Origin of the sequence: Streptomyces griseofuscus (assembly GCF_014673495.1) — a bacterium.
Taxonomy (GTDB): domain Bacteria; phylum Actinomycetota; class Actinomycetes; order Streptomycetales; family Streptomycetaceae; genus Streptomyces; species Streptomyces murinus.
This window is the reverse complement of the sequence record NZ_CP051006.1, coordinates 4,837,502-4,859,905: the sequence shown is the minus strand read 5'-3', so window position 1 is coordinate 4,859,905 and position 22,404 is coordinate 4,837,502. Positions and strand designations below refer to the sequence as shown.

Here is a 22,404-nt window from a genome sequence, read left to right as displayed (position 1 = left end):
TGGAGATCGCCGGGCGGGTCCTTCCGTCTGTTGATGCGCGTTCATCGAGAAGGCAGCGACAGCAACGACCAGGGGCCCGACTGCGTCGAGGTGGCCCTCGCCCCCGCCACCGTCCACATCCGCGACTCCAGGGACAAGGACCGCGCCCGGCTCACCGTCGACGAGGCCGGCTGGACGGAGTTCGTGGAGTTCGCGGCTCACTCCGCGTAACGCGCCTGGATCGCGTCCCGGGCCGACTCCACGGCCGCCAGGCGGGGGGCCAGGCGGAGGCGGTCGGTTCCGGGGGTGGTGAGGAGTTCGGTGAGGAGGGCGGCCAGCAGTGCCAGGTCGTCCCAGTCGTGCTTCTCGGCCAGGATGTGCGTCAGCACCGCGTCGGCCGTGGGCCAGTCGCCGAGGGCACAGGCCAGGAAGCAGCGGGTGTAGGCGCGGGCCGAACTGTCCAGGTCGGCCCGCGGCAGCAGCTGCTCGGCCGCCCGCCACAGTGGCCGTGCCGCTTCCTGGCCCTCGCATCCGCCGACGGCCAGCGCGAGGCATATGGTGCCGTCGAGCGGCTCCCGAAGTACCAGCCGCTCGGCCTCCCTCATGGCCGCCGCCCACTGGCGCGCGTGGCGGTGGGCTTCCGCGCGCTCCTCCTCCAGGTCGGGAACGGCCAGGCGGTCCGCCTCCGCCAGGCGGTCCAGGGCCTCCGTCCAGCGACCGCAGCGCATCAGCAGGTCCACGGCCCGTCCACGAGCCCAGTTCGCCGCCGCGTCCAGGGCGACGCACCGGTCCAGGTCGGCCAGGGCTCGCTCCGTGCGGCCGACCACCAGGGCGGCGCGAGCGCGCCGGCCCAGGGCCCAGCCGTAATCGGGAACCAGGGCGATGGCCCGGTCCAGATCGGCGAACGCCTCCTCGGCCCGGCGCAGCTCGAAGTGGACGGCACCCCGGCTCGCCAGGGCCGAGGCATAGTCCGGCTTCAGCTCGACGGCACGGCCCAGCTCGGCGACCGCCTCCTCGTAGCGGTGCGCCAGCCGATAGGCGTCCCCTCGCTCACTCGCGATCCAGGCCACGTCCGGCGCGAGGGCGAAGGCACGGTCCAGGTCCGCGAAGGCCTCCTCCCACTCCCCCGTGTCGCGACACAGATGCGACCTGCGCACAAGGGTCCACAGGTCGTTCTCCGCGATGTCCAGCGCGCGGTCGAAGTCGGCGAGCGCCTCGTCCAGTTGCCCGAGGGCGTGCCGGCAGACCGCCCGGCAGGCGAGGGAGTCCGCGTGCGCCGGATCCAAGGCGAGGGCACGCTCGAACTCCGTGACGGCCTCCTCCGGGCGCCCGGCGAGCCGCTGGGTCTCCCCGCGCTCCCAGAGGATCTCCACGGTGTCGGGCCACAAGGCGTCCGCCCGGTCCAGGTCGGTCATCGCGGCCGTGAAGTTCTCCAGTGTCTGGTGGGCGATGGCGCGCCCGTAGTGCAGCCGGGCCAGTTCGAGCTGGGGCAGGCCGGCCCGTTCACCGAGCCCGAGGCCCTGGTCGAACGCGGCCAGGCCCGGTGCGTCCTCGCCGCGTCTGACCAAGTGCTTTCCGAGCAGCCCGTACGCCAGCGCGCGCACGGTGAGGTCCGGTCCGGGCCGGGAGGACAGCAGGTCGGCGACGGTGCCCAGCCCCTGCTGATCATCCGCGAGCGCCTCCCGCAGCCGCCGTCCCCAGTCCCGCACGGCGGTGTCGTCCGCCGCCGTCCCCGCCTCCTCCAGCATGCGGGCCCAGCGACGGCCCTCCGCCTGCTCCCAGGTGCAGGCCTGGACCACGCGCGCCAGCGCCATCGCCAGCTCCGTGCCCCGCCGGGCACACAGCAGGTGATACGTCTGTTCCAGCCGCAGCGCGCGCCACCGCTTCTCCTCCCACAGCGCATCCGGGCGAACTCCCTCTGCCGCCTCCTCGCACCACCCGCCGTAGGCCGCCGCCAGCACTTCATGGCGCTCCCGCCACTGCTGCGGAGACCGTCGGCGCAGCAGTCGCAGCATCGTCTCCCGCACCAGGTCGTGGTACCGCAGCCGGTCGCGGCGATCGTCCACGAAGGGCAGGCCGCTCAGCCAGCCGAAGAGGGCGTCGGACTCCGGGGCGTCCACGACCGCGCGGAATACGTCCAGGTCCAGGCTTCTCGGCAGCGCGCACGCCAGTGCCACCGCCCTGCGGGCCGGGTCCTGCTCCCACTTCAGGAACCGTTCCACCGCCGTGGCGCTCGGGTCCCCGACGTCTTCCAGATCCGCCGGACGTTGCTCCGCCAACGTCGAGACCAGCAGCGGGAGTCCGCCGGTCAACCGCAGCACCTCCGTCACCACCGGCTCGGCCACCACGCCGCGGTCCGCCAGCAGGCCCCGTGTCTCCGCCTCGGTGAAGGGGCCCAGCGGGATCTCCGTCATGAAGTCCGCGAAGCCGCCCCAGCGGGCGCGGTCGAACGGCTGCTGGCCCGCCGTGACCACGATGACATCGGCCGGCAGGGCACCGTACCGGTCGGTGGTCATCAGGTCGTGCAGCCAGTGGTCGAGGAACGGGCCCGTGCGCTCGTACGTGTCGAAGAAGAGGACGATCCAGGGGACCGTGGACGCGGCCGACTCCAGTTCGTCCAACAGTTTCGGCGTCAAGGCGCGTTCAGGCGACAACACCAGTTGAACGTCGTCCTGGCTGCCGAACTTCGCGCTGAGGCCCCGCTTCAACCGATCCGCCGCCTGGGCCACTTGGGCGGGGTCGACCGCCCCCACGAACGGTCCCGCGCCGGGTATCAGGCCCAGGCCCGCCAGTCCGGCCCGCACCGCCGTGGCCGTCCCCGGGGAGGGGCCGTCGGGGGGCGTGGAGTCCAGGCCGGCGGCCACCGCCTCCGCCTCGTGGCGGCGTTCCCGGTACGACGTCAGCGCGCGGTCGAGTTTCTTGAACTCCACCTCCTGGCGGGCGAATTCGCGGCTCAGGGCGGACAGCGCCTCGGGGACGCTGCCCACGCCCTCGTCCACGTACGCGGTCAGCGCGCCGCGTTCACGCGCCGTCTGCTCCAACTCCCGCACCAAGAAGGTCTTGCCGACGCCGGCCTGGCCGTGGATGTGGAAGAGGAAGCGATGACGCTCGTCCTCGGGCGGCAGGTCCAAGTTCTCGCGGAACGCGGCCCGTTCCCCGCCACGGCCGATGAAGCCCGCTCGTCTGCGCCGTCCGATCAGCTCCTGCATCGACGGTCGTGCCCGCACCATCCGAACACCTGCCCTTCCCCCGGAGGCCCCCTTTCCATGATGGCGCAATGGCCACGCGCCAACCGGTCGTCCACAGGGGAGAATCCAGCCATGACCACCACCGACCCCACACGGCACTCCAGACACTCCGGTCAGGCACTGGCCGCCGGTGTACTCACCGGGATACTCGCGCTGTACATCGCCCTCGTCGCGTTCGGCAACATCACGGACTTCGGCACGAACCAGCAGTTCGTACGGCATGTGCTGGCGATGGACAGCACCTTCAAGGACCACGATCTGATGTGGCGGGCGATCACCAGCACCGCGCTCCAGGACACCGCCTATGTTCTGATCATCGCGTGGGAGACGGTGGCCGCGCTGGTCCTGATCTGGGGCACGTACCTGTGGGCGGCGCGCCGGGACGAGGCGTTCGCGCGGCGCGTTTCCACCTATGGACTGCTGATGCTCCTGCTGCTTTTCGGCGCCGGGTTCATCGCGATCGGCGGTGAGTGGTTCGCGATGTGGCAGGCGAAGGCGTGGAACGGCGAGGACTCCGCCACCCGCGTCTTCCTGCTCAGCGGGGTGGCGTTGATCGTCAATCACCTGCCGGGCGGCGGCAGGGCAGCCGTCGAGGAACCCCCTACCAGCTGACCACCGGCTCCTACTTGACCACCGTCACGTTCGTGCCCTGAGCACCGAAGGCCCACAGGGCGGCGCCGTCCTGCTTGCGCATGCGGATGCCGCCCAGTTTCTTGCCCTCCGCGGGGGGCGGCGAGGCGCCGTCCAGAGCGTTGGAGAAGGCCACGTTCACGCCGTCCACCTTCGTGAAGTACATGACGTGCTCGATCTCCACGCCGTCCGAGCCCTTGAGGGACTGGGTGCGCAGCGTGATCGAGTAGCGGCCGGGGGCGGGTGGTACCGTCCCCGGCCACACCTCGAATGACCTGATCTCCTTGCCGGTCGCGTCGACCAGCCACAGCCGCTTCGCCGCGAGCGCGTACACGATCCGGCGGCCGTCCCCCGAGTCCGCCGGGAGCGCGGGCGGCCCCGCCGGCGGCTTCGGCTTCGCCGAGCCATGGGTGCCCGCCGACACCGAGGTGCTCGGCTTCACGCTCGCGGCCGTGGGATGCGGCCCGTGCTCCGCCTGCACGGCGAGGGCGACGACGGCCACGGTCGCCCCCACCGTCAGACCGGAGACCCAGGCCCAGGAGGGCAGTCGGGCAGCCACGGGTACGCATCTCCTCCGCTATGGGTCCCCCACACGGTCCGGGGGTCGGATCATCGTACTCAGTCGCCCCCGCACCACGTACCGGTCGCCCCCGCACCGCGTACCCGTCGCCCCCGCACCGCGTACCGGCGGCTCAGTCGAGCACGGGCAGCAGCTCGGGGAGGTGGCCGTCGGAGGCCGCCGCCGCCCGCCGCCGCTCGTCCGGCACCGCGCCGTAGAGCGTCGTGCGCGGTTTCGCCGGACGGCCGGCCGCCTCCGCGACGGCCACCAGGTCGCGGACGGACTTGTACGAGCCGTACGACGAGCCCGCCATCCGGGAGATCGTCTCCTCCATCAGGGTGCCGCCCAGGTCGTTCGCGCCGGAGCGGAGCATTTCCGCCGCACCCTCGGTGCCGAGTTTGACCCAGCTTGTCTGGATATTGGGGATCCAGGGGTGCAGCAGGAGGCGGGCCATGGCCGTCACCGCGCGGTTGTCGCGGGTGGTCGGGCCGGGGCGGGCGATGCCGGCGAGGTAGACCGGCGCGTTGGTGTGGATGAAGGGGAGCGTGACGAACTCGGTGAAGCCGCCGGTCTCCCGCTGGATCCCGGCCAGGGTGCGCAGATGGCCGAGCCAGTGGCGGGGCTGGTCGACATGGCCGTACATCATCGTGGAGGAGGAGCGGATGCCCAGCTCGTGGGCGGTCTTCACGACCTCGATCCAGGTGGCCGTGGGCAGCTTGCCCTTGGTGAGGATCCAGCGGACCTCGTCGTCCAGGATCTCCGCCGCCGTGCCGGGGATGGTGTCGAGGCCCGCTTCCTTCGCGGCCGTCAGCCACTCCCGGATGGACATGCCGGTGCGGGTGGCGCCGTTCACGACCTCCATCGGGGAGAAGGCGTGCACATGCATGCCGGGGACGCGCTCCTTGACCGCCTTCGCGATGTCGAAGTAGGCGGTGCCGGGCAGGTCGGGGTGGATGCCGCCCTGCATGCACACCTCGACCGCGCCGACGTCCCACGCCTGCTGGGCGCGGTCGGCGACCTGGCTCAGGGAGAGGGTGTACGCGTCGGCGTCGGTACGGCGCTGGGCGAAGGCGCAGAAGCGGCAGCCGGTGTAGCAGACATTGGTGAAGTTGATGTTGCGGGTGACGATGTACGTCACGTCGTCGCCCACCACCGACCTGCGCACATCGTCGGCGATCCGGCACAGCGCGTCCAGCGCCGGGCCGTCCGCGTGGAAGAGGGCGAGGGCCTCGGCGTCGGTCAGCCGGGTGGGGTCGTCGCCCGCGGTGCGCAGGGCCTCGCGGACGTCGGTGTCGATGCGCTGCGGCGCCATCCCGGGGGCGGCCGCCTCGCGCAGGGCGTCCCAGTCGCCGTACACCTCGTCGTAGTCGTCACGGCGGTCGCTCGTACGGCCCTCAGTGTCGATGGTGCGGTGCAGATCGGTGCGGCCGGTGGGGGTGAAGCTGTCCTCGGGCTCCTGCCAGGGCAGGCCGGTGGGGAGCACGCCGGGGCGGGCCAGGCCGGTCTCCGGGTCGGCGAGGGCGGCGACGTGCGGGCGCAGCCGGGGGTCCAGCCAGGGCTCGCCGCGCCGGACGAACTCCGGGTAGACGCAGAGGCGTTCGCGCAGCTCGAAGCCGGCCGCGCGGGACCGCTCCGCCAGTTCCTCGATCTGCGGCCAGGGGCGTTCGGGGTTGACATGGTCGATGGTCAGGGGCGACACCCCGCCCCAGTCGTCGATGCCGGCGCCGATCAGCCGCTCGTACTCGCCCTCGACCAGGTTCGGCGGGGCCTGGAGGCAGGCGGCGGGGCCCATGATGTGCCGGGCGACGGCGATGGTGGCGACCAGTTCGTCCAGTTCGGCGTCCGGCATGCCGCGCATCGCGGTGTCCGGCTTGGCGCGGAAGTTCTGGATGATCAGTTCCTGGACGCCGTGGTAGGCGCGGGAGACCTTGCGCAGCGCGAAGAGGGACTCGGCGCGCTCCTCGTACGTCTCGCCGATGCCGATCAGCAGGCCCGAGGTGAAGGGGACGGAGGAGCGGCCCGCGTCCTCCAGGACCCGCAGCCGTACGGCCGGTTCCTTGTCCGGGGAGCCGTGGTGCGGGCCGCCGGGCTCGGACCACAGGCGGGTGGCCGTGGTCTCCAGCATCATGCCCATGCTCGGCGCGACCGGCTTCAGGCGCTGGAAGTCGGTCCAGCTCATGACGCCCGGGTTGAGGTGGGGCAGCAGGCCGGTCTCCTCCAGGATGCGGACGGAGATGGCGCGGACATAGGCGATGGTGTCGTCGTAGCCGTGCGCGTCGAGCCACTCGCGGGCCTCGGGCCAGCGGTCCTCGGGCTTGTCGCCGAGGGTGATCAGGGCTTCCTTGCAGCCGAGCGCGGCGCCCTTGCGGGCGATGTCGAGGACCTCGTCCGGGGACATGAACATGCCGTGGCCGGCGCGGCGGAGCTTGCCGGGGACGGTGACGAAGGTGCAGTAATGGCACTTGTCCCGGCACAGCCGGGTCAGCGGGATGAAGACGCTCTTCGAGTAGGTGATGACGCCGGGACGGCCCGCCTGGTCGAGGCCCGCGTCGCGCACCCGGGCGGCGGAGGCGGCGAGGTCGGTCAGGTCCTCGCCCCGGGCCTGGAGCAGCACCGCGGCCTCGGAGGCGTCGAGGGCGACGCCGTCACGGGCGCGTTTGAGGGCGCGACGCATGGAGTTCTCGGTGGGACGGCCGGGTCCTGGGGGCGCGGGAGTCGTCATGACTCCACGATACGTAGGGGGATGATCAGGACGGATGAGGGGCGAGGGGGCGGTCCCGCGATGGCGTGGACCCCGTCTCCTTTTCTTCTGGGGGAGTTCACGTACGGCCCCCACAATGAGGGCCATGTGTGACGACACGCACGATCACGCCGGGGGAATCGCCAGGCGCGCGCTGTTCGTGACCGGCGCCGCCGCTGCCCTTACGTTGGGATCCGTGAACTTCGCGGCGGCGGACGGTCAGGGCCAAGGTCAGGGCCGAGGTCAGAGCCAGGGCCAGGAGACGCGGACGGTGCGGGGCACTCTGCCGCCCGGCGCCCCCGACTTCGTGTACGTACCGGTCGAAGTGCCTTCCGGGGTGTGGGAGTTCAAGGTCTCCTACACCTACGACAGGCCCTCGGTCCCGGCCGGCACCCAGGGCAACGCGCTCGACATCGGCCTCTTCGACCAGCACGGCACCGAGCTGGGCGGCAAGGGCTTCCGGGGCTGGTCGGGCGGCGCCCGCACGGAGTTCTTCGTACGGACCGACGACGCGACCCCGGGCTATGTGCCGGGACCGGTGCGCGCGGGCACCTGGCACATCGCGCTGGGCCCCTACACGGTGGCGCCACAGGGGCTGTCGTACGAGCTGACGATCACCCTGACCTATGGCGAGAGCGGCGAGACCCCCCGCCCGGTGTACCCGCCGTCCCGGGCCAAGGGGCGGGGCCGGGCCTGGTACCGGGGCGACTGCCATCTGCACTCCTGGTACTCCGACGGCCGCCGCACCCCCGCCGAGATCGCGGCCCTCGCCCGGGCGGCGGGCCTGGACTTCGTCAACTCCTCGGACCACAACACCCATACGTCCCACCCCCATTGGGCTAACGAGGCCGGTGACGACCTTCTGATCATGCTCGGCGAGGAGATCACCACCCGCAACGGGCATGTGGTGGCGCTCGGCACCGAGCCCGGCACCTTCGTGGACTGGCGCTACCGTGCCCGCGACAACCGCTGGGCCCGCTTCGCCCGCGACATCCGGCGCGCCGGGGGCCTGGTCGTACCGGCCCATCCGCACGCCACCTGCGTCGGCTGCGGCTGGAAGTTCGGCTTCGCCGAGGCGGACGCGGTGGAGGTGTGGAACGGCCCCTACACGCCCGACGACGAGGTCACCCTCGCCGAGTGGGACAACCTCCTGGTCGCCGCGGTACGGCAGGGCCGCCCCTGGCTCCCGGCGATGGGCAACAGCGACGCCCACCGCGATCCGGACGCGGTCGGGCTTCCGCAGACCGTCGTCCTCGCCGACGATCTGACCCGGGAGGCCGTCCAGGAGGGCATCCGCGCGGGCCGCTCCTATGTCGCCGAGTCCCAGCACATCACCGTCTCCCTCACCGCGACGGGCGGGCGGGGGCAGCGGGCGGGCATCGGGGAGCGGCTGCCGCTGCCGGCCGACGCCCCGGTGACCGTCCGCCTCGCCGTCACCGGCGCGCCCCGCTGCACCCTCCACCTCGTCACCGACGAGGGCACCCTGTACACGAGCGACCCCCTGTCGGTGTCGGGCGCGGGCACGGTCGAATGGCGTACGACCCCCTCGTACGCGGCGTACGTCCGCGCGGAGGTCCGCCACGAGACGGCGGCGGGCCCGCTGCCGGGGGCGCTGGCGGCGTTCACCAACCCGGTCTTCCTCGGGGCTTCCTGACACGGCGCTTCCTGTGCCGGTGGGGCTGCCGGTTGCGGCATCCTGGGCCGAGCAACCGCCGTCCCGCAGGATTCCGCAGGAGGTTCCGGAGCCATGACCGGCCGAGCAGACCGCAAGCACCACATCGTGACCAGTTTCCAGCGCCGGCTCAATCCGCTGATCCGACGGCTCCCCTTGCAGACCGTGCTGGAGACCACCGGCCGTGTCTCCGGGGTGCCGCGGCGGACGCCGGTGGGCGGGCGGCGGGTCGGTGGGGCGTTCTGGCTGGTGTCGGAGTTCGGGCACAGGTCGCAGTACGTACGCAACATCGAGGCCGACCCCAGGGTGCGGGTGCGGATCGCGGGACGGTGGCACCACGGCACCGCCCATCTGCTGCCGGACGACGATCCACGAGCCCGGCTGCGGGGCCTGCCCCGGCTCAACAGCACAGCGGTACGGGCCCTCGGCACGGATCTGCTGACCATCCGGGTGGACTTGGCGGACTGAGGGCGGGCCCGCCGGGCGGACCTGGTGGGCTGGGGGTGTCTCACCCCGGCCAGACGATCGACTGCACCTCGCTGTAGGCGTGCAGGGCGTGCACGCCCACGTCGCGGCCCACTCCGCTCTGTTTGAAGCCGCCGAAGGGGGCCTCCATGTTGCGGGCGACGGTGTTGACGCCCACGCCGCCGGCGCGCAGGAGGCGGGCGACGCGGAAGGCGCGGGAGATGTCGGCGGACCAGACGTAGTCGATCAGGCCGTAGTCGGAGTCGTTGGCGAGGGCCACGCCCTCGTCCTCGTCCTCGAAGGGGATCACGGAGACCACGGGCCCGAAGATCTCCTCGCGCGCGACCCGCATGTCGTTGGCGCAGTCCGCGAGGAGGGTGGGGCGGAGGTAGAAACCCCGGTCCAGGGGTGGGCGTTCGCCGCCCGTCACCACCGCCGCGCCCTCCTTGCGGCCCAGTTCGACGTACGACTCCACGCGCGCCCGGTGCTCGGCGGAGATGAGCGGCCCGACGACCGTGGCCGGGTCACGGGGGTCGCCGATCGGCAGGCGGCGGGCGTAGGCGGCCAGTTGCTCGACCAGGCGGTCGTACACCGGGCGTTGGGCCAGGACCCGGGTGGGGGCCGTGCAGATCTGGCCGCTGTAGAAGGAGAAGGTGGTGCCGATGCCCGCGACGGCGGCGGAGAGGTCGGCGTCGGCGAACACCAACGCGGCGCCCTTGCCGCCCAGTTCCATCAGCTGCCGCTTCATGCCCCGGCCGCACACCTCCGCGATGCGCCGGCCGACGGCGGTGGAACCGGTGAAGCTGACCATGTCGACGTCGGGCGAGGCCACCGCCGCCTCGCCGACCGCGGTGGCCCGGCCGGAGACGACGTTCACCACACCGCGCGGCACCCCGGCCTCCGCCAGCGCCTCGGCCATCCGGTAGACGGACAGCGGGTCCTGCGGGGCGGGTTTGACCACGACCGTGTTGCCCATGGCGAGCGCGGGGGCGATCTTGCCCGCGGGGTTGGCCCAGGGGTTGTTGTAGGAGGTGACGCAGGCGACGACGCCCACGGGCTGCCGGATCGCCAGCGCGCTCATGACGGCCGCCCCGCCCATCGGCCCGGCCTCGTTGAGCTGCGGCACAACGGGCCACTCGGCGGGTTCCACCCGGGCGTAGCGGCGGAAGCGGGCGGCGGCGACGCCGACCTGGAGGGCGCGGGCCGTGCCGGTCGTGGCGCCCGTCTCGGCGGTGGCGAGGTCGGCGTAGGGCACCAGGCGGGACCGGATGATCTCGGCCGCGCGGCCGAGCAGCGCGGCCCGTTCCTCGGGGCGGGTCCGCGACCAGGGCCCGAACGCGTCGCGGGCCGCCGCGCAGGCCGCCCGGACCTGCTGAGGCGAGGCCTCGGGGGCGTGACCGACGGTCTCCTCGGTGGCGGGGTCGGTGACCGGGTAGTGGCCGAGGTCAGGATCGGCCCACTCCCCCGCGATGAAGAGCCGCTGGCCGGCGAGAAGCCCATGGTCCGCGAGGGGCCGGCCGCTCACCGGGTGCTCACCGTCCGGGTGTCCCGCCCCGAGCGCAGCACCTTGCCCGGTACGGCCCCGCTCACCACGTCGTCCCGGATCGCCTCCACCCCGCCGACCCATACGGCCCGCACCCCGAGCGCCCGCGAGTCCAGCCGGGGGCTGTCCCCCGGCAGATCGTGCACCAGCCGGGCCTGGGCCGCGTCGATCCGCTCCGGGTCGAGGAGGACCAGGTCCGCGTGCCAGCCCCGCTGGATCTGCCCGCGCTCACGCAGCCCGAACAGCCGCGCGGGGTCGTCGGTCAGCATCTTCACGGCCTGCTCCAGAGCGACGAGTTTCCGGCCGCGCAGACAGTCCCCGAGGAAGCGGGTGGTGTACGGCGCCCCGCACATCCGGTCCAGATGGGCGCCCGCGTCGGAGCCGCCGAGCAGCACGTCCTCGTGCCGCCAGGTCTCGGCGCGCAGGGCCCAGGAGGCGGGGTCGTTGTCGGTGGGCATCGGCCACAGGACCGTACGCAGCCGGTCGGCGGCACAGATCTCCACCAGGCAGTGGAAGGGGTCCTGCCCGCGTTCCTCCGCGATGTCCCGGACGACCCGGCCACCGAGCCCCCGGTTGGCCTCGCTGTAGGTGTCGCCGATGACGTAGCGCCCGAAGTTCGCCAGCCGCCGGAAGACGCCCGCCTCCTTGGAGCGGGCCCGGCGCAGCAGCTCGGCACGGACGTCGGGGTCCCGCAGCCGCGCGATGCGTTCGGGGACCGGGAGTCCGAGGATCTCGCCCCAGCCGGGAATGAGGTTGAGGGCGCAGAAGGTGCCGAGGGACATGTTCATCGGGGTGAGGATCGGCATGGTGAGGGCGACGATCCGGCCGCCCGCCTTCCGGGCCCGTTCGCTCGCGCCGAGCTGCCGGGGCACGCGTTCGGGCACGGCGGCGTCGACGGTGAGGACGTTCCAGTTCAGGGGGCGTCCGGCGGCCGCGCTCATCTCGGTCAGCAGATCGATCTCGGCGTCGCTGAACTGGTCGAGGCAGCCGGCCACGATCGCCTCGATCTGGGTGCCCTCGTGTTCCCCGACGGCCCGGGACAGCGCGATCAGCTCCGCGGGTCCGGCGTGCCGGGAGGCGACGGGGCGGCCGTCCCCGTCGGAGTGGGTGCGGGACTGGGTGGTCGAAAGACCCCAGGCGCCGGCGTCCATGGCCTCGCGCAACAGCCGTACCATCGCGTTCAGTTGCTGCTCGTCCGGCTGCCCGCCGACGGCGTCCGGGCCCATGACGTACCGGCGCAGCGCGCAATGCCCCACCATGAAGCCGACGTTGACCGCCGTCCGCCCCTCCAGGGCGTCGAGGTAGTCCCCGAAGGTGTGCCAGTTCCAGGGCGCGCCCTGCTCCAGCGCGACCAGGGACATGCCCTCCACCTTGGACATCATCCGCCGGGTGTAGTCGGCGTCCTCGGGGCGGCCGGGGTGCAGCGGCGCGAGCGTGAACCCGCAGTTCCCGGCGGCCACGGTCGTCACCCCGTGATTGAGGGAAGGGGTGGCGTACGGGTCCCAGAACAGCTGGGCGTCGTAGTGGGTGTGCGGATCGACGAAGCCGGGGGTGAGTACGAGTCCCCGGGCGTCCTCGCTGGTGCGCGCCTCGGCGTCGATCCGGCCGAGGGCGGCGATCCGTCCGTCGCGCAGGCCGACGTCGGCGACATAGGCGGGGTTGCCGGTGCCGTCGACGACGGTGGCGTCCTTGATGAGGTGATCGAGCATGTTCTCCGAACCCCCTCAGACCGCCTGCCGGAACCGCGACGTCCGGTGCACCGGGTCCGTGTCGATCTTTGGGATCACATGCTCCCCGATCAGTCTGATCGTCTGGAGCGTCTCCTCCTTCGGCACCCCCACCGGCAGCCCGAAGCTGAGCTGGTCCGCGCCCGCCTCCTCCCAGCGCCCGCACTGCCGCCGCACCTCCGCGGGGTCGCCGCAGATCAGCAGCTCCTCCTCGATCAGCAGCTCGACGAACTCCGGGGTGTAGGGCGGCAGCGTCTCCGGCCACTCCGGGAAGCCCTCGGGCCGCGGGAACGTGTCGTGGTAGCGGAAGACCAGCGAGGGCAGATAGTGCAGCCCGCCGTTCACCGCGATCTCGATCGCCTCCGCGTGGGTCGGCGCGCAGATCGCCGTCGTCGTCACCATCACGTTGTCGTTGACGAACTCCCCCACCGGCTCGGCGTCCACGACCGCCGTCTTGTACTGCTCCAGCACCCACTCCATGTCGGCGACCTTCTGGATGCTGAAGCCGAGCACGCCGAGCCCCTTCCTCGCGGCCATGGCGTACGACGCCGGGGACCCGGCCGCGTACCACATCGCCGGGTGCGACCTCCCGTACGGCTTCGGCAGGACCTTGCGCGGCGGGAGCTGCCAGTGCTTGCCCTGGAAGCCCTCGTACTCGTCCTGGAGCCACATCTTCGGGAACTCGGCGATCGTCTCCTCCCAGATCTCCTTGGTGTGGTTCATGTCGGTGATGCCGGGCAGGAAGCCGAGGATCTCGTGGCTGCCCGCGCCCCGCCCGCTGCCGAACTCGAAGCGGCCCTCGGTGAGATGGTCGAGCATGGCGACCTTCTCGGCGACCTTCACCGGGTGGTTGACGGGGGCGAGCGGGTTGAAGATCCCGGAGCCGAGGTGGATGCGGTCGGTGGCGTGTGCCAGGTAGCCCAGGAACACGTCGTTGGCGGAGAGATGGGAGTACTCCTCCAGGAAGTGGTGCTCGGAGGCCCACGCGTACTTGAAGCCGGACCGGTCCGCCTGGATGACGTACTCGGTCTCCTCCATCAGCGCCTTGTGCTCGGCGAGCGGGTCGGTCTCGGCGCGCTTGCCGACGTATCCCTGTACAAAGAGCCCGAATTCCACGGCGGTTCACCGTCCCAGAGGTTGAGTGAGCAGATCTGACACACCGTCAGATAGAGGCCGACTGTCGCACCGGCCACCGCGACCGTCAATAGCCGACGCCCGCCAGCCAGCCCCCGTCGATCACGAAGGGCTGCCCGGTGATGTACGAGGAGTCGTCCGAGGTGAGGAAGAGCGCGAGGCGGGCCACCTCCTCGGGCCGGCCCACCCGGCCGAGCGGCACCAGCTTGCGGTACAGCTCGTCCAGCGCCCGGTTCAGCTCCTCCGGGTCGGCATCCGGGTCCAGGCGGGCCGGGTTGGACATGGGGGTGTCGATGGCGCCCGGGCAGATCGCGTTGACCCGTATCCGCCGGGGGGCCAGCTCCAGCGCGGCCACCCGGGTCAGCCCCAGAATGGCGTGCTTGGTCGCCGCGTACGTGCCCACGGCCGGCATGCCGGTCAGCGCCGTGTAGGAGGCGGTGTTGACGATCGTGCCGCCCTCCGCCAGCTCCGGCGCCACCGTCCTGATGCCCAGGAAGCAGCCGACCTGGTTGACCTGGACCACCTGCATGAACTCGTCCAGCGGGGTGTCCACGAGGGCGTTGAAGCGCAGGATGCCCGCGTTGTTGACCAGCCCGTCGATCCGCCCGTACGCCTCCTTGGCCGCCGTGACGGCCGCCCGCCAGCCGTCCTCGGAGCCGACGTCCAGGTGGACGTAGAGCGCCCCGATCTCCTTGGCCAGCGCCTGCCCCTGTTCGTCCAGCACATCCGTGACGACGACCCGCGCGCCCTCCGCCCGGAAGAGCCGCGCCTCCTGCTCACCCTGCCCGCGCGCCGCGCCGGTGATGACGACGACCCGCCCGTCCAGTTCACCCATGACGCTCCTCGTCAGTCGGTGAGCAACGGCGCGACGGTGGCCCCGAACGCGCCGATCTGGTCGATGAGTTCGGTCCGGCTCCGGCTGCGGAACCGCACCTGGATCTGGTCCACGCCCATCGCCGGGTACGCCCGCAGCGACCCGGCGATCTCCTCGGGCGCCCCGGTGAGGGTGCACGGCCCGACGTCCCAGCCCGGCTCCCCCACGTACAGCGCCTCCGTGATCGCGCCGACGGTGAACTCCCCGTCCAAGGACGCCCCTTCACGCAGCCTGCGGATCCGGGCGAGCTGTCCGGGCAGCCGTCCGCGCGGGTCCCCCTGCGGCAGCCAGCCGTCCGCCTTCAGCGCGGCCCGGCGTACGGCGGCGGGGGACGAACCGCCGACCCAGAGGGGGACGTGCCGCTGCGCCGGGCGGGGCAGCTGGCCGAGGTCGGCGAAGTCGTAGTGCTTGCCGTGGTGTTCGGGGTACTCCGCGGGCCCGAGCGCGGAGCGCAGCGCGTCGATCGTCTCGTCCAGGACCGCGCCCCGCCGCTCGAACTCGGCGCCGACGGCCTCGAATTCCTCCCGTACGTGTCCGGCGCCCACGCCGAGGATCAGCCGGCCGCCGGAGAGCCGGTCGAGGGTGGCGTACTGCTTGGCGGTGAGCAGGGGGTGGCGCAGGCCCACCACGGCGACATGGCTGAGCAGCCGGACGCGTTCGGTGACGGCGGCGAGGTGGGCGAGGGTGGCGACGGGGTCGTACCAGACCGTGCCCATGGCCGGGGCGAGCCGGCGCGGCACGGCCACATGGTCGCAGCAGGCCAGATAGCCGAAGCCGGCCCGGTCGGCGGCTTGGGCGACCGCCACCAGATCCGCGGGCCCGGCCCCGGCCTCCCACGCCTCGGCGTACAGGGTGCTCTGCGACTGCACGGGCAGCTGGATGCCGTGGGTGAGACTCACGCGGGCCCCTGCCACAGGCCGTCCGAGGTCAGCTCCAGCAGTTCGATCGCGTTGCCCCGTACGATCCGCTCCACCACGTCCGCCGGGAGGTGCCCCATCTGGGCCTCGCCGACCTCGCGGGACTTGGGCCAGGTGGAGTCGGAGTGCGGGTAGTCGGTCTCGTACAGGACGTTGCCGAGGCCGATGGAGTCGAGGTTGCGCAGGCCGAAGGCGTCGTCGAAGAAGCAGCCGTAGACGTGCTCGGCGAACAGCTCGGACGGCGGCCGGGTGACCTTGTCGGCGACCCCGCCCCAGCCGCGGTTCTCCTCCCACACCACGTCGGCGCGTTCCAGGATGTACGGGATCCAGCCGATCTGCCCCTCGGCGTACATCACTCTGAGGTTCGGGAAGCGTTCGAACTTGCCGCTCATCAGCCAGTCGACCATGGAGAAGCAGCAGTTGGCGAAGGTGATGACGGAGCCGACTGCGGGTGGGGCGTCGGCGGAGGTGGAGGGCATCCGGCTGCTGGAGCCGATGTGCATGGCCACGACCGTGCCGGTCTCGTCGCAGGCGGCCAGGAAGGGGTCCCAGGCGTCGGTGTGCACGGAGGGCAGGCCGAGATGCGGGGGGATCTCGGAGAAGGCGACGGCCCGCACCCCGCGCGCCGCGTTCCGCCGCACCTCGGCAGCGGCCAACTCCGGGTCCCACAAAGGGATGAGGGTGAGCGGTATCAGTCGGCCCCGCGCCCGCGGCCCGCACCACTCCTCCACCATCCAGTCGTTGTAGGCGCGCACACAGAGCAGGGCCAGCTCACGGTCGCGGGCCTCGGTGAAGGTCTGGCCGCAGAAGCGGGGGAAGGTGGGGAAACACAGCGCGGACTGCACATGGTTGACGTCCATGTCGGCCAGGCGCGCGGGGACGTCGTACGAACCGGGGCGCATCTGCTCGTAGGTGATGACCTCCAGCCGCACCTCGTCGCGGTCGACGCCGACGGCGGTGTCGAGGCGGGTGAGGGGGCGGCGCAGGTCGCCGTAGACCCACCAGTCGCCGAGCGGGCCCTCGTCGCCGGGCTCACCCATGACCGGCCGGAAGCGGCCGCCGAGGAAGGTCATCTCCTTGAGCGGGGCCCGCACGACACGGGGCGCGGTGTCCTGGTAGCGCGCCGGCAGCCGGTCCTGCCAGACGCCCGCGGGCTCCACGGTGTGGTCGTCCACGGAGATGATCAGCGGAAACGTGCTCGCGTGGGTGTCCATGACGCCCACGGTAGCGCCGATCTGACGGACCGTCAGCTGTCGCGGAGGGCCCGGTATGTGCGAAGAGCATGTGTGGGGTTTGTGGACTGCCGCTCGGCGGTCTGTGATCGGCGTCTCGCACGGCTGACGCAACCAGCCGGAACAAGGCAAACTGACGGGGTTGTCTGTGATGCCTAGGGGGCGAACGCATGGACGGTCGGCCGCGAGTGCCTGAGCAGCGGCGTTCCGGCTCCGCGAGAAGCGCGGAACCGGAGGCGCTGCGGTTCGGCGTGCTCGGTCCGGTGCGGGCCTGGCGCGGCGAGGAAGCCCTGGCCACGGGCTCCCCGCAGCAGCGGGCCCTGCTGGCCGCCCTGCTGCTGCGCGAGGGCCGTACGGCCACGGCGGCGGAGCTGATCGACGCGCTGTGGGGGCCCGAACCGCCGTCCCAGGCGCTGGCGGCCGTCCGCACCTACGCGTCCCGGCTGCGCAAGGTCCTGGACCCCGGGGTGCTGGTGAGCGAGTCCGGCGGGTACGCGATACGCGGGCTCGGCGAGGGCGCGCTGGACCTCGTACAGGCCCAGGACCTCGGCGCGGAGGCGGAGAAGGCACGCGGCACCGGGGATCTGACCCGGGCCCGCGCGCTGCTCAACGAGGCGCTGGACCTGTGGGACGGCGAGCCCCTGGCCGGAGTGCCCGGACCTTACGCGGAGACGCAGCGGGTGCGCCTGGAGGAATGGCGGCTCGGTCTGCTGGAGTCCCGTCTGGACATGGACCTGGAACAGGGCTGCCACGCGGAGGCGGTGTCGGAGCTGACGGCGCTCACCGCCGCGCACCCGCTGCGCGAGCGGCTGCGCGAACTGCTGATGCTGGCGCTGTACCGCAGCGGCCGGCAGGCGGAGGCCCTCGCGGTGTACGCCGACACGCGCCGGCTGCTCGCCGAGGAACTGGGCGTCGATCCGCGCCCCGGGCTGCGCGAGCTCCAGCAGCGCATCCTCCAGGCCGACCCAGCCCTCGCGGAGCCCTCCGCACCGGTCGCGGAACCGCCCGCGGCGCCGGTGCGGCCGGCCCAGCTGCCCGCGTCCGTACCGGACTTCACGGGCCGCGCCTCCTTCGTGGACGAGCTCAGCGCGGTGCTGGCGTCGGCCGGGGAGACGGAGGGCAGCGTCATGGCGGTCTCCGCGATGGCGGGGATCGGGGGTGTCGGCAAGACGACGCTCGCGGTGCATGTGGCGCACCGGGCCCGGACCTCCTTCCCGGACGGCCAGCTCTACGTCGACCTCCAGGGCGCGGGACCCCGCCCCGCCGAACCGGAGACGGTCCTCGGCTCCTTCCTGCGTGCCCTCGGCACCGCGGACTCGGCGATCCCGGACTCCCTGGAGGAGCGGGCGGCGCTGTACCGCTCCGTCCTCGACGGCCGCCGGGTCCTCGTCCTGCTGGACAACGCGAAGGACGCGGCGCAGGTACGACCGCTGCTGCCGGGCACGGAGGGGTGCGCGGCGCTGGTCACCTCCCGGGTGCGGATGGTGGGGCTGGCCGGGGCGCATCTGGTGGACCTCGATGTCATGTCCCCCGACGAGGCGCTGGCGCTGTTCACCCGGATCGTCGGCGCGGAGCGGGTGACCCCGGAGCGGGACGCCGCGCTCGATGTCGTCGCCGCGTGCGGATTCCTGCCCCTGGCCATCCGCATCGCCGCCTCCCGGCTCGCGGCGCGGCGCACCTGGACGGTCTCGGTGCTCGCCGCGAAGCTGGCCGACGAGCGGCGCCGCCTGGACGAACTCCAGGCCGGGGATCTCGCGGTGAAGGCGACCTTCGAGCTCGGCTACGGCCAGCTCGACCGCGTCCAGGCCCGCGCTTTCCGCCTCCTCGGCCTCGCCGACGGCCCGGACATCTCCCTGGCCGCCGCGGCCGCGGTCCTCGACCTCCCGCTGGAGTCCACGGAAGACCTCCTCGAATCCCTGGTCGACACCTCCCTCCTGGAGTCCGCGGCCCCCGGCCGCTACCGCTTCCACGACCTGGTCCGCCTCTACGCCCGCGCCTGCGCGGAACGCGACGAACAGCCGCCGAGCGAGCGGGGGGCGGCGATGTCGCGGTTGCTGGACTTCTATCTGGCGACGGCGGCGGGGGTGTACGCGATCGAGAGACCGGGCGACCGGTTGGTGGACCATCTGGAGCCGACGCGGCATCCAGGTCTGTCCTTCGGCGACTCCAAGGGCGCCGTCGACTGGCTGCACGCCGAGGGGGACTGCCTGCTGGCGTGTGTCCGGCAGAGCGCCGGCCAGGGCATGCTCAGACGGTCCGTCGATCTGCTGTGGGTGGCCAAGGACCTGGCCGAGTCGGGTGCCAATGCCTACCAGTACGAGACGACCGCCGTCGCCGTGCGGGACATGGCGCGGGACGCGGGCGACCAGCGGGCCGAGGGCCGTGCGCGCACCGCCCTGACCAACGCGCTGCTGGTGTCCGACCGGTTCAACCAGGCCGATGAGGAGGCCCGGCTGGCCATCCAGCTGGCGCAGGCGGCGAACGATCTCGCGCCGTGCTGCTGGGTTCCCAACGACCGCGGCATCATCGCCCTCTACCAGGGCCGCAACGACGACGGCGCCCGGCATCTGCGGGAGGCGATCACCAACTACCGGGCCGACGGCAACCTCCCGGGTGAGGCGAGCGCCCTGTGCAACCTCTCCCGGATCCACGTCAAACTCGGTCGGCTGGAGAGCGCGGTCGAGCTGGCACGGCAGGGCCTGGCCGTCTACGACCAGCTCGGCATGACGCTGCGGGTGGCCAACGCACGGCTCGCCCTGGGCATCGCGTTGAACGCGGCGGACCGGGGCGGCGAGGCACTGGACCAACTGCACGAGGCGCTGCGGCTGTTCCAGGAGAACAGGCAGCGCCTGTGGGAGGGTACGGCCAACTTCCGTATCGCAGAAGCCCACTTCGCCTGCGGCCAGTACGCGCTGGCGGCGCGCCACGCCGAGCAGGCTCTTGCGCTTCGCGTCATCGGAGGTGATTGGATGCGGGCCAACGTGCTGACGACGCTGGGGCAGGCACTCAGCCGCCTCGGGCAGACGGACCGGGCCCGCGCGTGCTGGCAGGAGGCGCTCGCCGAGCACGAGCGGTCGGGCGCGGCCGAGGCCGAGCAGGTGCGGGCCTTCCTCAGTCCCGCAGCGGCGGCCTGACGGGCCGCACCGGTCCGGCGTTCATTGTTTGTTTATCGCCGCACCCCATTCTCATGAGTGCCGGTTCGTCGCGGCGGGGGGCCAGACGAACCGGCGCCTGGTCTCACCGTTAGGGTGACGGCCTCCAAATCCGTCCGGCGGCACCCGGGGGAGTCGCCGGACGGTTCAATCGCCCTTTCAGGACGCCGACAGGAAGTTGCCGACGATGAGCGAGACCGCGAAGAAGAAGATCAGCACCATGGAGAACCACGCCGGCAGCCCGGACTCCGGCGCCACCGTCAAGCCGCTGGAGAACCACGCCGGCGCCGTGGCGGGCAACGAAACCATCAAGCCGCTCGAGAACCACGCGGGTCTCGTGGCCGAGGACATCGTGAAGCCGGCGGAGAACCACGCCGGTTCCGAGAAGGCGTAAGCACTCTCCCCCGCCGGGGGCGGCTCGGGGGAGCCGCGACGGGGGATGGGTCCCGGGGGGATCACAACGGGGATGGGTCCCGGGGGGGATCACAACGGGGGTGGTCCCGGGGGGGGACCGCAACGGGGTGGTCCCGGGGGGCCGCATCGGGGGAATGGTTCAAGGGGACCGCAACGGGGGGGAACGGCCCGACGGGGGCCGGATCCGGGGAGCGGTCCGAGGGAGCCACAAACGGGGGATCGGCCGCGGCGGCGCGGAGGGGGAGCCGTCGCGGCCGACGCGTGTCCGGGGGCAGGTCGCCGCGCGCGGGGCGGGGTTCAGGCCACCGTGTACTGCGTGTCCCCGAAGTCCGCGACCACACGCAACTGTCCGCCCAGCGGACGGTGCTCATTCGTACTCTCTCGTGTCCAGCTCGGCGATGTGGTCAACGAGCGGTCGGCCGGGCGCGGAGGGCGAGCGCTGGTGTCTCACCCGAACGAGTAGGCACTCCCCCGTCCCCGCAGCACCCCCTTCACCACCTTCCCGCTCGCGTTCCTCGGTAGTTCCGGGAGGAACTCGATCTCTCTCGGCACCTTGTAGTTCGCCATGGTGCCGCGGGACCAGGTGATCAGGTCGGTGGCGGTGAGGTGGGAGGTGGGGTGGCGGACGACGTAGGCCTTGGGGACCTCGCCGAGGCGGGGGTGGGGGATGCCGACCACGGCGGCGTCGGCGACCTCGGGGTGGGTGGAGAGCAGGCGTTCTATCTCGGCGGGGTAGGCGTTGAAGCCGCCGACGGTGAACATGTCCTTCAGGCGGTCCGTCACCCGCAGATTGCCCGCCTCGTCCAGCACCCCGATGTCACCCGTGCGCAGCCACCCCTCCGGCGTGATGGCCTCCGCCGTGGCCGGCCCGTCCGCGTCGTAGCCGCGCATCACGTTGAAGCCCCGCACCCAGATCTCGCCCGGCGACCCGGCGGGGACCGCCGCACCGGCCGGTGACACCACGCGCACCTCCACCCCGGGGATCGCCCGCCCCGACGTCGCCGCGATCACCGAGGGCTCGTCGCCGCGCCGGCACATCGTGACCATCCCGGTCGCCTCCGAGAGGCCGTACGCGGTGAGGACCGTACCGACGCCCAGCTCCGTGCGCAGGCGTTCCACCAGGCGCAGCGGGATCATCGCCGCGCCGGTCACCACCAGCCGCAGCGCGGACAGGTCGTGCGCGGCGCGGGCGGGGTGGTCCAGGAGGGTCTGGTGCAGGGTCGGCGGGCCGGGGAGGACGGAGACGCGTTCCGCCGTCATATGGGCCAGCGTCGTGTCCACGTCGAACACCGGCTGCGGGATCATCGTCGCCCCGCGCATCAGACAGGCGAGCACCCCGGCCTTGTAACCGAACGTGTGGAAGAAGGGGTTGATGATCAGATAGCGGTCCGCCGACCGCAGCCCCGCCAGATCCGTCCAGGTCTCGTACGCCCGCAGCGTCTGGCCGTGCGTGATCACCGCGCCCTTGGGACGGCCCGTCGTACCCGAGGTGAAGACGATGTCCGACACCGAGTCGCCGGACAACGAAGCGGAACGAGAAGCGACTTCGGCCGAGCCGATGCCCTCCCCCGCCGCCAGGAACTGCCGCCAGGTGCGGAACTCCGGCGGCGCCTCCCCCGACAGCACCACCACCTCCCGCAGCGAGGGCACCCCCGGCAGCGGGCCGGAGCCGGTGCCGGAGCCCGCCGCGCGGCGCAGCGCCGCGACGTACGACGTGCCGAGGAAGGGGCCCGTCACGAACAGCAGCCGCGCCCGGCTCCCGCGCAGCACGTCCACCGCCTCGCCGCCCTTGAAGCGGGTGTTCAGCGGCACCAGGACCCCGCCCGCCGACACCGCGCCCAGCGCCGCGACGATCCAGTCGAGGGAGTTGGGGGCCCACACGGCCACCCGGTCGCCCGGCGCCACCCCGCTCGCCAGACAGGCGGCCGCCGCGCGTTCGATCCGGGCGCCCAACTCGGCGTAGGTGATGCGGGTACGGCCCTCCACCACCGCCTCCTGGGAGGCGTACCGCGCGGCCGACCACCGCACCAGGGCCGGGATGGTATGCCACTCGCCCATGATCGGCCTCCCCGACCGCGCGATCCCCGTAGCTGCCGAGACCCCGGTAGCTGACTTGGC

Annotated in this window: 16 protein-coding genes; 6 read left to right on the top strand and 10 right to left on the bottom strand. The window is 72.4% G+C overall.

What is annotated here, in order from left to right:
• The first annotated feature begins 33 nt into the window (after window positions 1–33).
• Window positions 34–210, top strand: coding sequence for a DUF397 domain-containing protein (locus HEP81_RS21785; protein WP_078967463.1), 177 nt, complete (start codon window positions 34–36; stop codon window positions 208–210).
• Here HEP81_RS21785 and HEP81_RS42175 read toward each other — a convergent pair.
• Entirely contained in the window at window positions 198–3,209 is a 3,012-nt protein-coding gene (locus tag HEP81_RS42175; protein ID WP_063755249.1) for a tetratricopeptide repeat protein, read from the bottom strand. The two genes, HEP81_RS21785 and HEP81_RS42175, sit on opposite strands and share 13 nt — an antisense overlap.
• Before the next feature lie 90 nt (window positions 3,210–3,299).
• Here HEP81_RS42175 and HEP81_RS21775 point away from each other — a divergent pair, with 90 nt between their 5' ends.
• Window positions 3,300–3,839, top strand: a complete 540-nt coding sequence (locus tag HEP81_RS21775; protein ID WP_037657777.1) for a DUF2165 domain-containing protein — start codon at window positions 3,300–3,302, stop codon at window positions 3,837–3,839.
• Window positions 3,840–3,849: 10 nt separating this feature from the next.
• Here the strand turns inward: HEP81_RS21775 and HEP81_RS21770 are convergent, their stop codons facing one another.
• Both HEP81_RS21770 and HEP81_RS21765 read right to left on the bottom strand, forming a co-directional pair.
• Window positions 3,850–4,416 (bottom strand): hypothetical protein, encoded by a 567-nt coding sequence (locus tag HEP81_RS21770; protein WP_037657780.1) that lies wholly within the window; start codon window positions 4,414–4,416, stop codon window positions 3,850–3,852.
• 133 nt (window positions 4,417–4,549) lie between these two features.
• Window positions 4,550–7,138, bottom strand: coding sequence for a bifunctional FO biosynthesis protein CofGH (locus tag HEP81_RS21765; protein WP_037657781.1), 2,589 nt, complete (start codon window positions 7,136–7,138; stop codon window positions 4,550–4,552).
• A 124-nt stretch (window positions 7,139–7,262) separates the two neighbouring features.
• On the opposite strand from HEP81_RS21765, the gene HEP81_RS21760 reads away from it, so the two are divergent.
• Window positions 7,263–8,810, top strand: a complete 1,548-nt coding sequence (locus HEP81_RS21760) for a CehA/McbA family metallohydrolase (RefSeq protein WP_037657784.1) — start codon at window positions 7,263–7,265, stop codon at window positions 8,808–8,810.
• A 93-nt stretch (window positions 8,811–8,903) separates the two neighbouring features.
• Window positions 8,904–9,296, top strand: coding sequence for a nitroreductase/quinone reductase family protein (locus HEP81_RS21755; protein WP_037657786.1), 393 nt, complete (start codon window positions 8,904–8,906; stop codon window positions 9,294–9,296).
• A gap of 40 nt (window positions 9,297–9,336) precedes the next feature.
• On the opposite strand, the gene HEP81_RS21750 is transcribed toward HEP81_RS21755, so the two are convergent.
• From HEP81_RS21750 to HEP81_RS21725, 6 genes are all read right to left on the bottom strand, one after another.
• On the bottom strand, window positions 9,337–10,920 hold the full coding sequence (locus HEP81_RS21750) for an aldehyde dehydrogenase family protein (RefSeq protein ID WP_078967464.1): 1,584 nt from the start codon (window positions 10,918–10,920) through the stop codon (window positions 9,337–9,339).
• Window positions 10,815–12,545, bottom strand: a complete 1,731-nt coding sequence (locus tag HEP81_RS21745) for an N-acyl-D-amino-acid deacylase family protein (protein ID WP_037657787.1) — start codon at window positions 12,543–12,545, stop codon at window positions 10,815–10,817. The genes HEP81_RS21750 and HEP81_RS21745 overlap by 106 nt, the downstream gene beginning before the upstream one ends.
• A gap of 15 nt (window positions 12,546–12,560) precedes the next feature.
• Window positions 12,561–13,679 carry an LLM class flavin-dependent oxidoreductase gene (locus HEP81_RS21740; RefSeq protein ID WP_037657788.1) on the bottom strand — a complete coding sequence of 373 codons (1,119 nt, stop codon included), beginning with the start codon at window positions 13,677–13,679 and terminating at the stop codon, window positions 12,561–12,563.
• Window positions 13,680–13,764: 85 nt separating this feature from the next.
• Window positions 13,765–14,532: an SDR family NAD(P)-dependent oxidoreductase gene (locus tag HEP81_RS21735; RefSeq protein ID WP_037657790.1), complete on the bottom strand. Its 768-nt coding sequence runs from the start codon at window positions 14,530–14,532 to the stop codon at window positions 13,765–13,767.
• 11 nt (window positions 14,533–14,543) lie between these two features.
• A complete protein-coding gene (locus HEP81_RS21730; protein WP_243279514.1) occupies window positions 14,544–15,470 on the bottom strand; it encodes a TIGR03619 family F420-dependent LLM class oxidoreductase in 927 nt (308 codons plus the stop codon).
• A complete protein-coding gene (locus tag HEP81_RS21725; protein WP_037657794.1) occupies window positions 15,467–16,702 on the bottom strand; it encodes an amidohydrolase family protein in 1,236 nt (411 codons plus the stop codon). The genes HEP81_RS21730 and HEP81_RS21725 overlap by 4 nt, the downstream gene beginning before the upstream one ends.
• Before the next feature lie 188 nt (window positions 16,703–16,890).
• Between HEP81_RS21725 and afsR the strand changes: the two genes are divergently transcribed.
• Both afsR and HEP81_RS21715 read left to right on the top strand, forming a co-directional pair.
• Entirely contained in the window at window positions 16,891–19,854 is a 2,964-nt protein-coding gene (gene afsR, locus HEP81_RS21720) for an SARP-family global regulator AfsR (protein WP_078967465.1), read from the top strand.
• Between the two features lie 205 nt (window positions 19,855–20,059).
• The gene (locus HEP81_RS21715; protein WP_037657796.1) at window positions 20,060–20,266 is read left to right on the top strand and encodes a hypothetical protein; all 207 of its coding nucleotides are present in this window, start codon (window positions 20,060–20,062) and stop codon (window positions 20,264–20,266) included.
• Window positions 20,267–20,733: 467 nt separating this feature from the next.
• On the opposite strand, the gene HEP81_RS21710 is transcribed toward HEP81_RS21715, so the two are convergent.
• Window positions 20,734–22,344, bottom strand: coding sequence for a FadD3 family acyl-CoA ligase (locus tag HEP81_RS21710; protein ID WP_051850294.1), 1,611 nt, complete (start codon window positions 22,342–22,344; stop codon window positions 20,734–20,736).
• Between the last annotated feature and the right edge of the window lie 60 nt (window positions 22,345–22,404).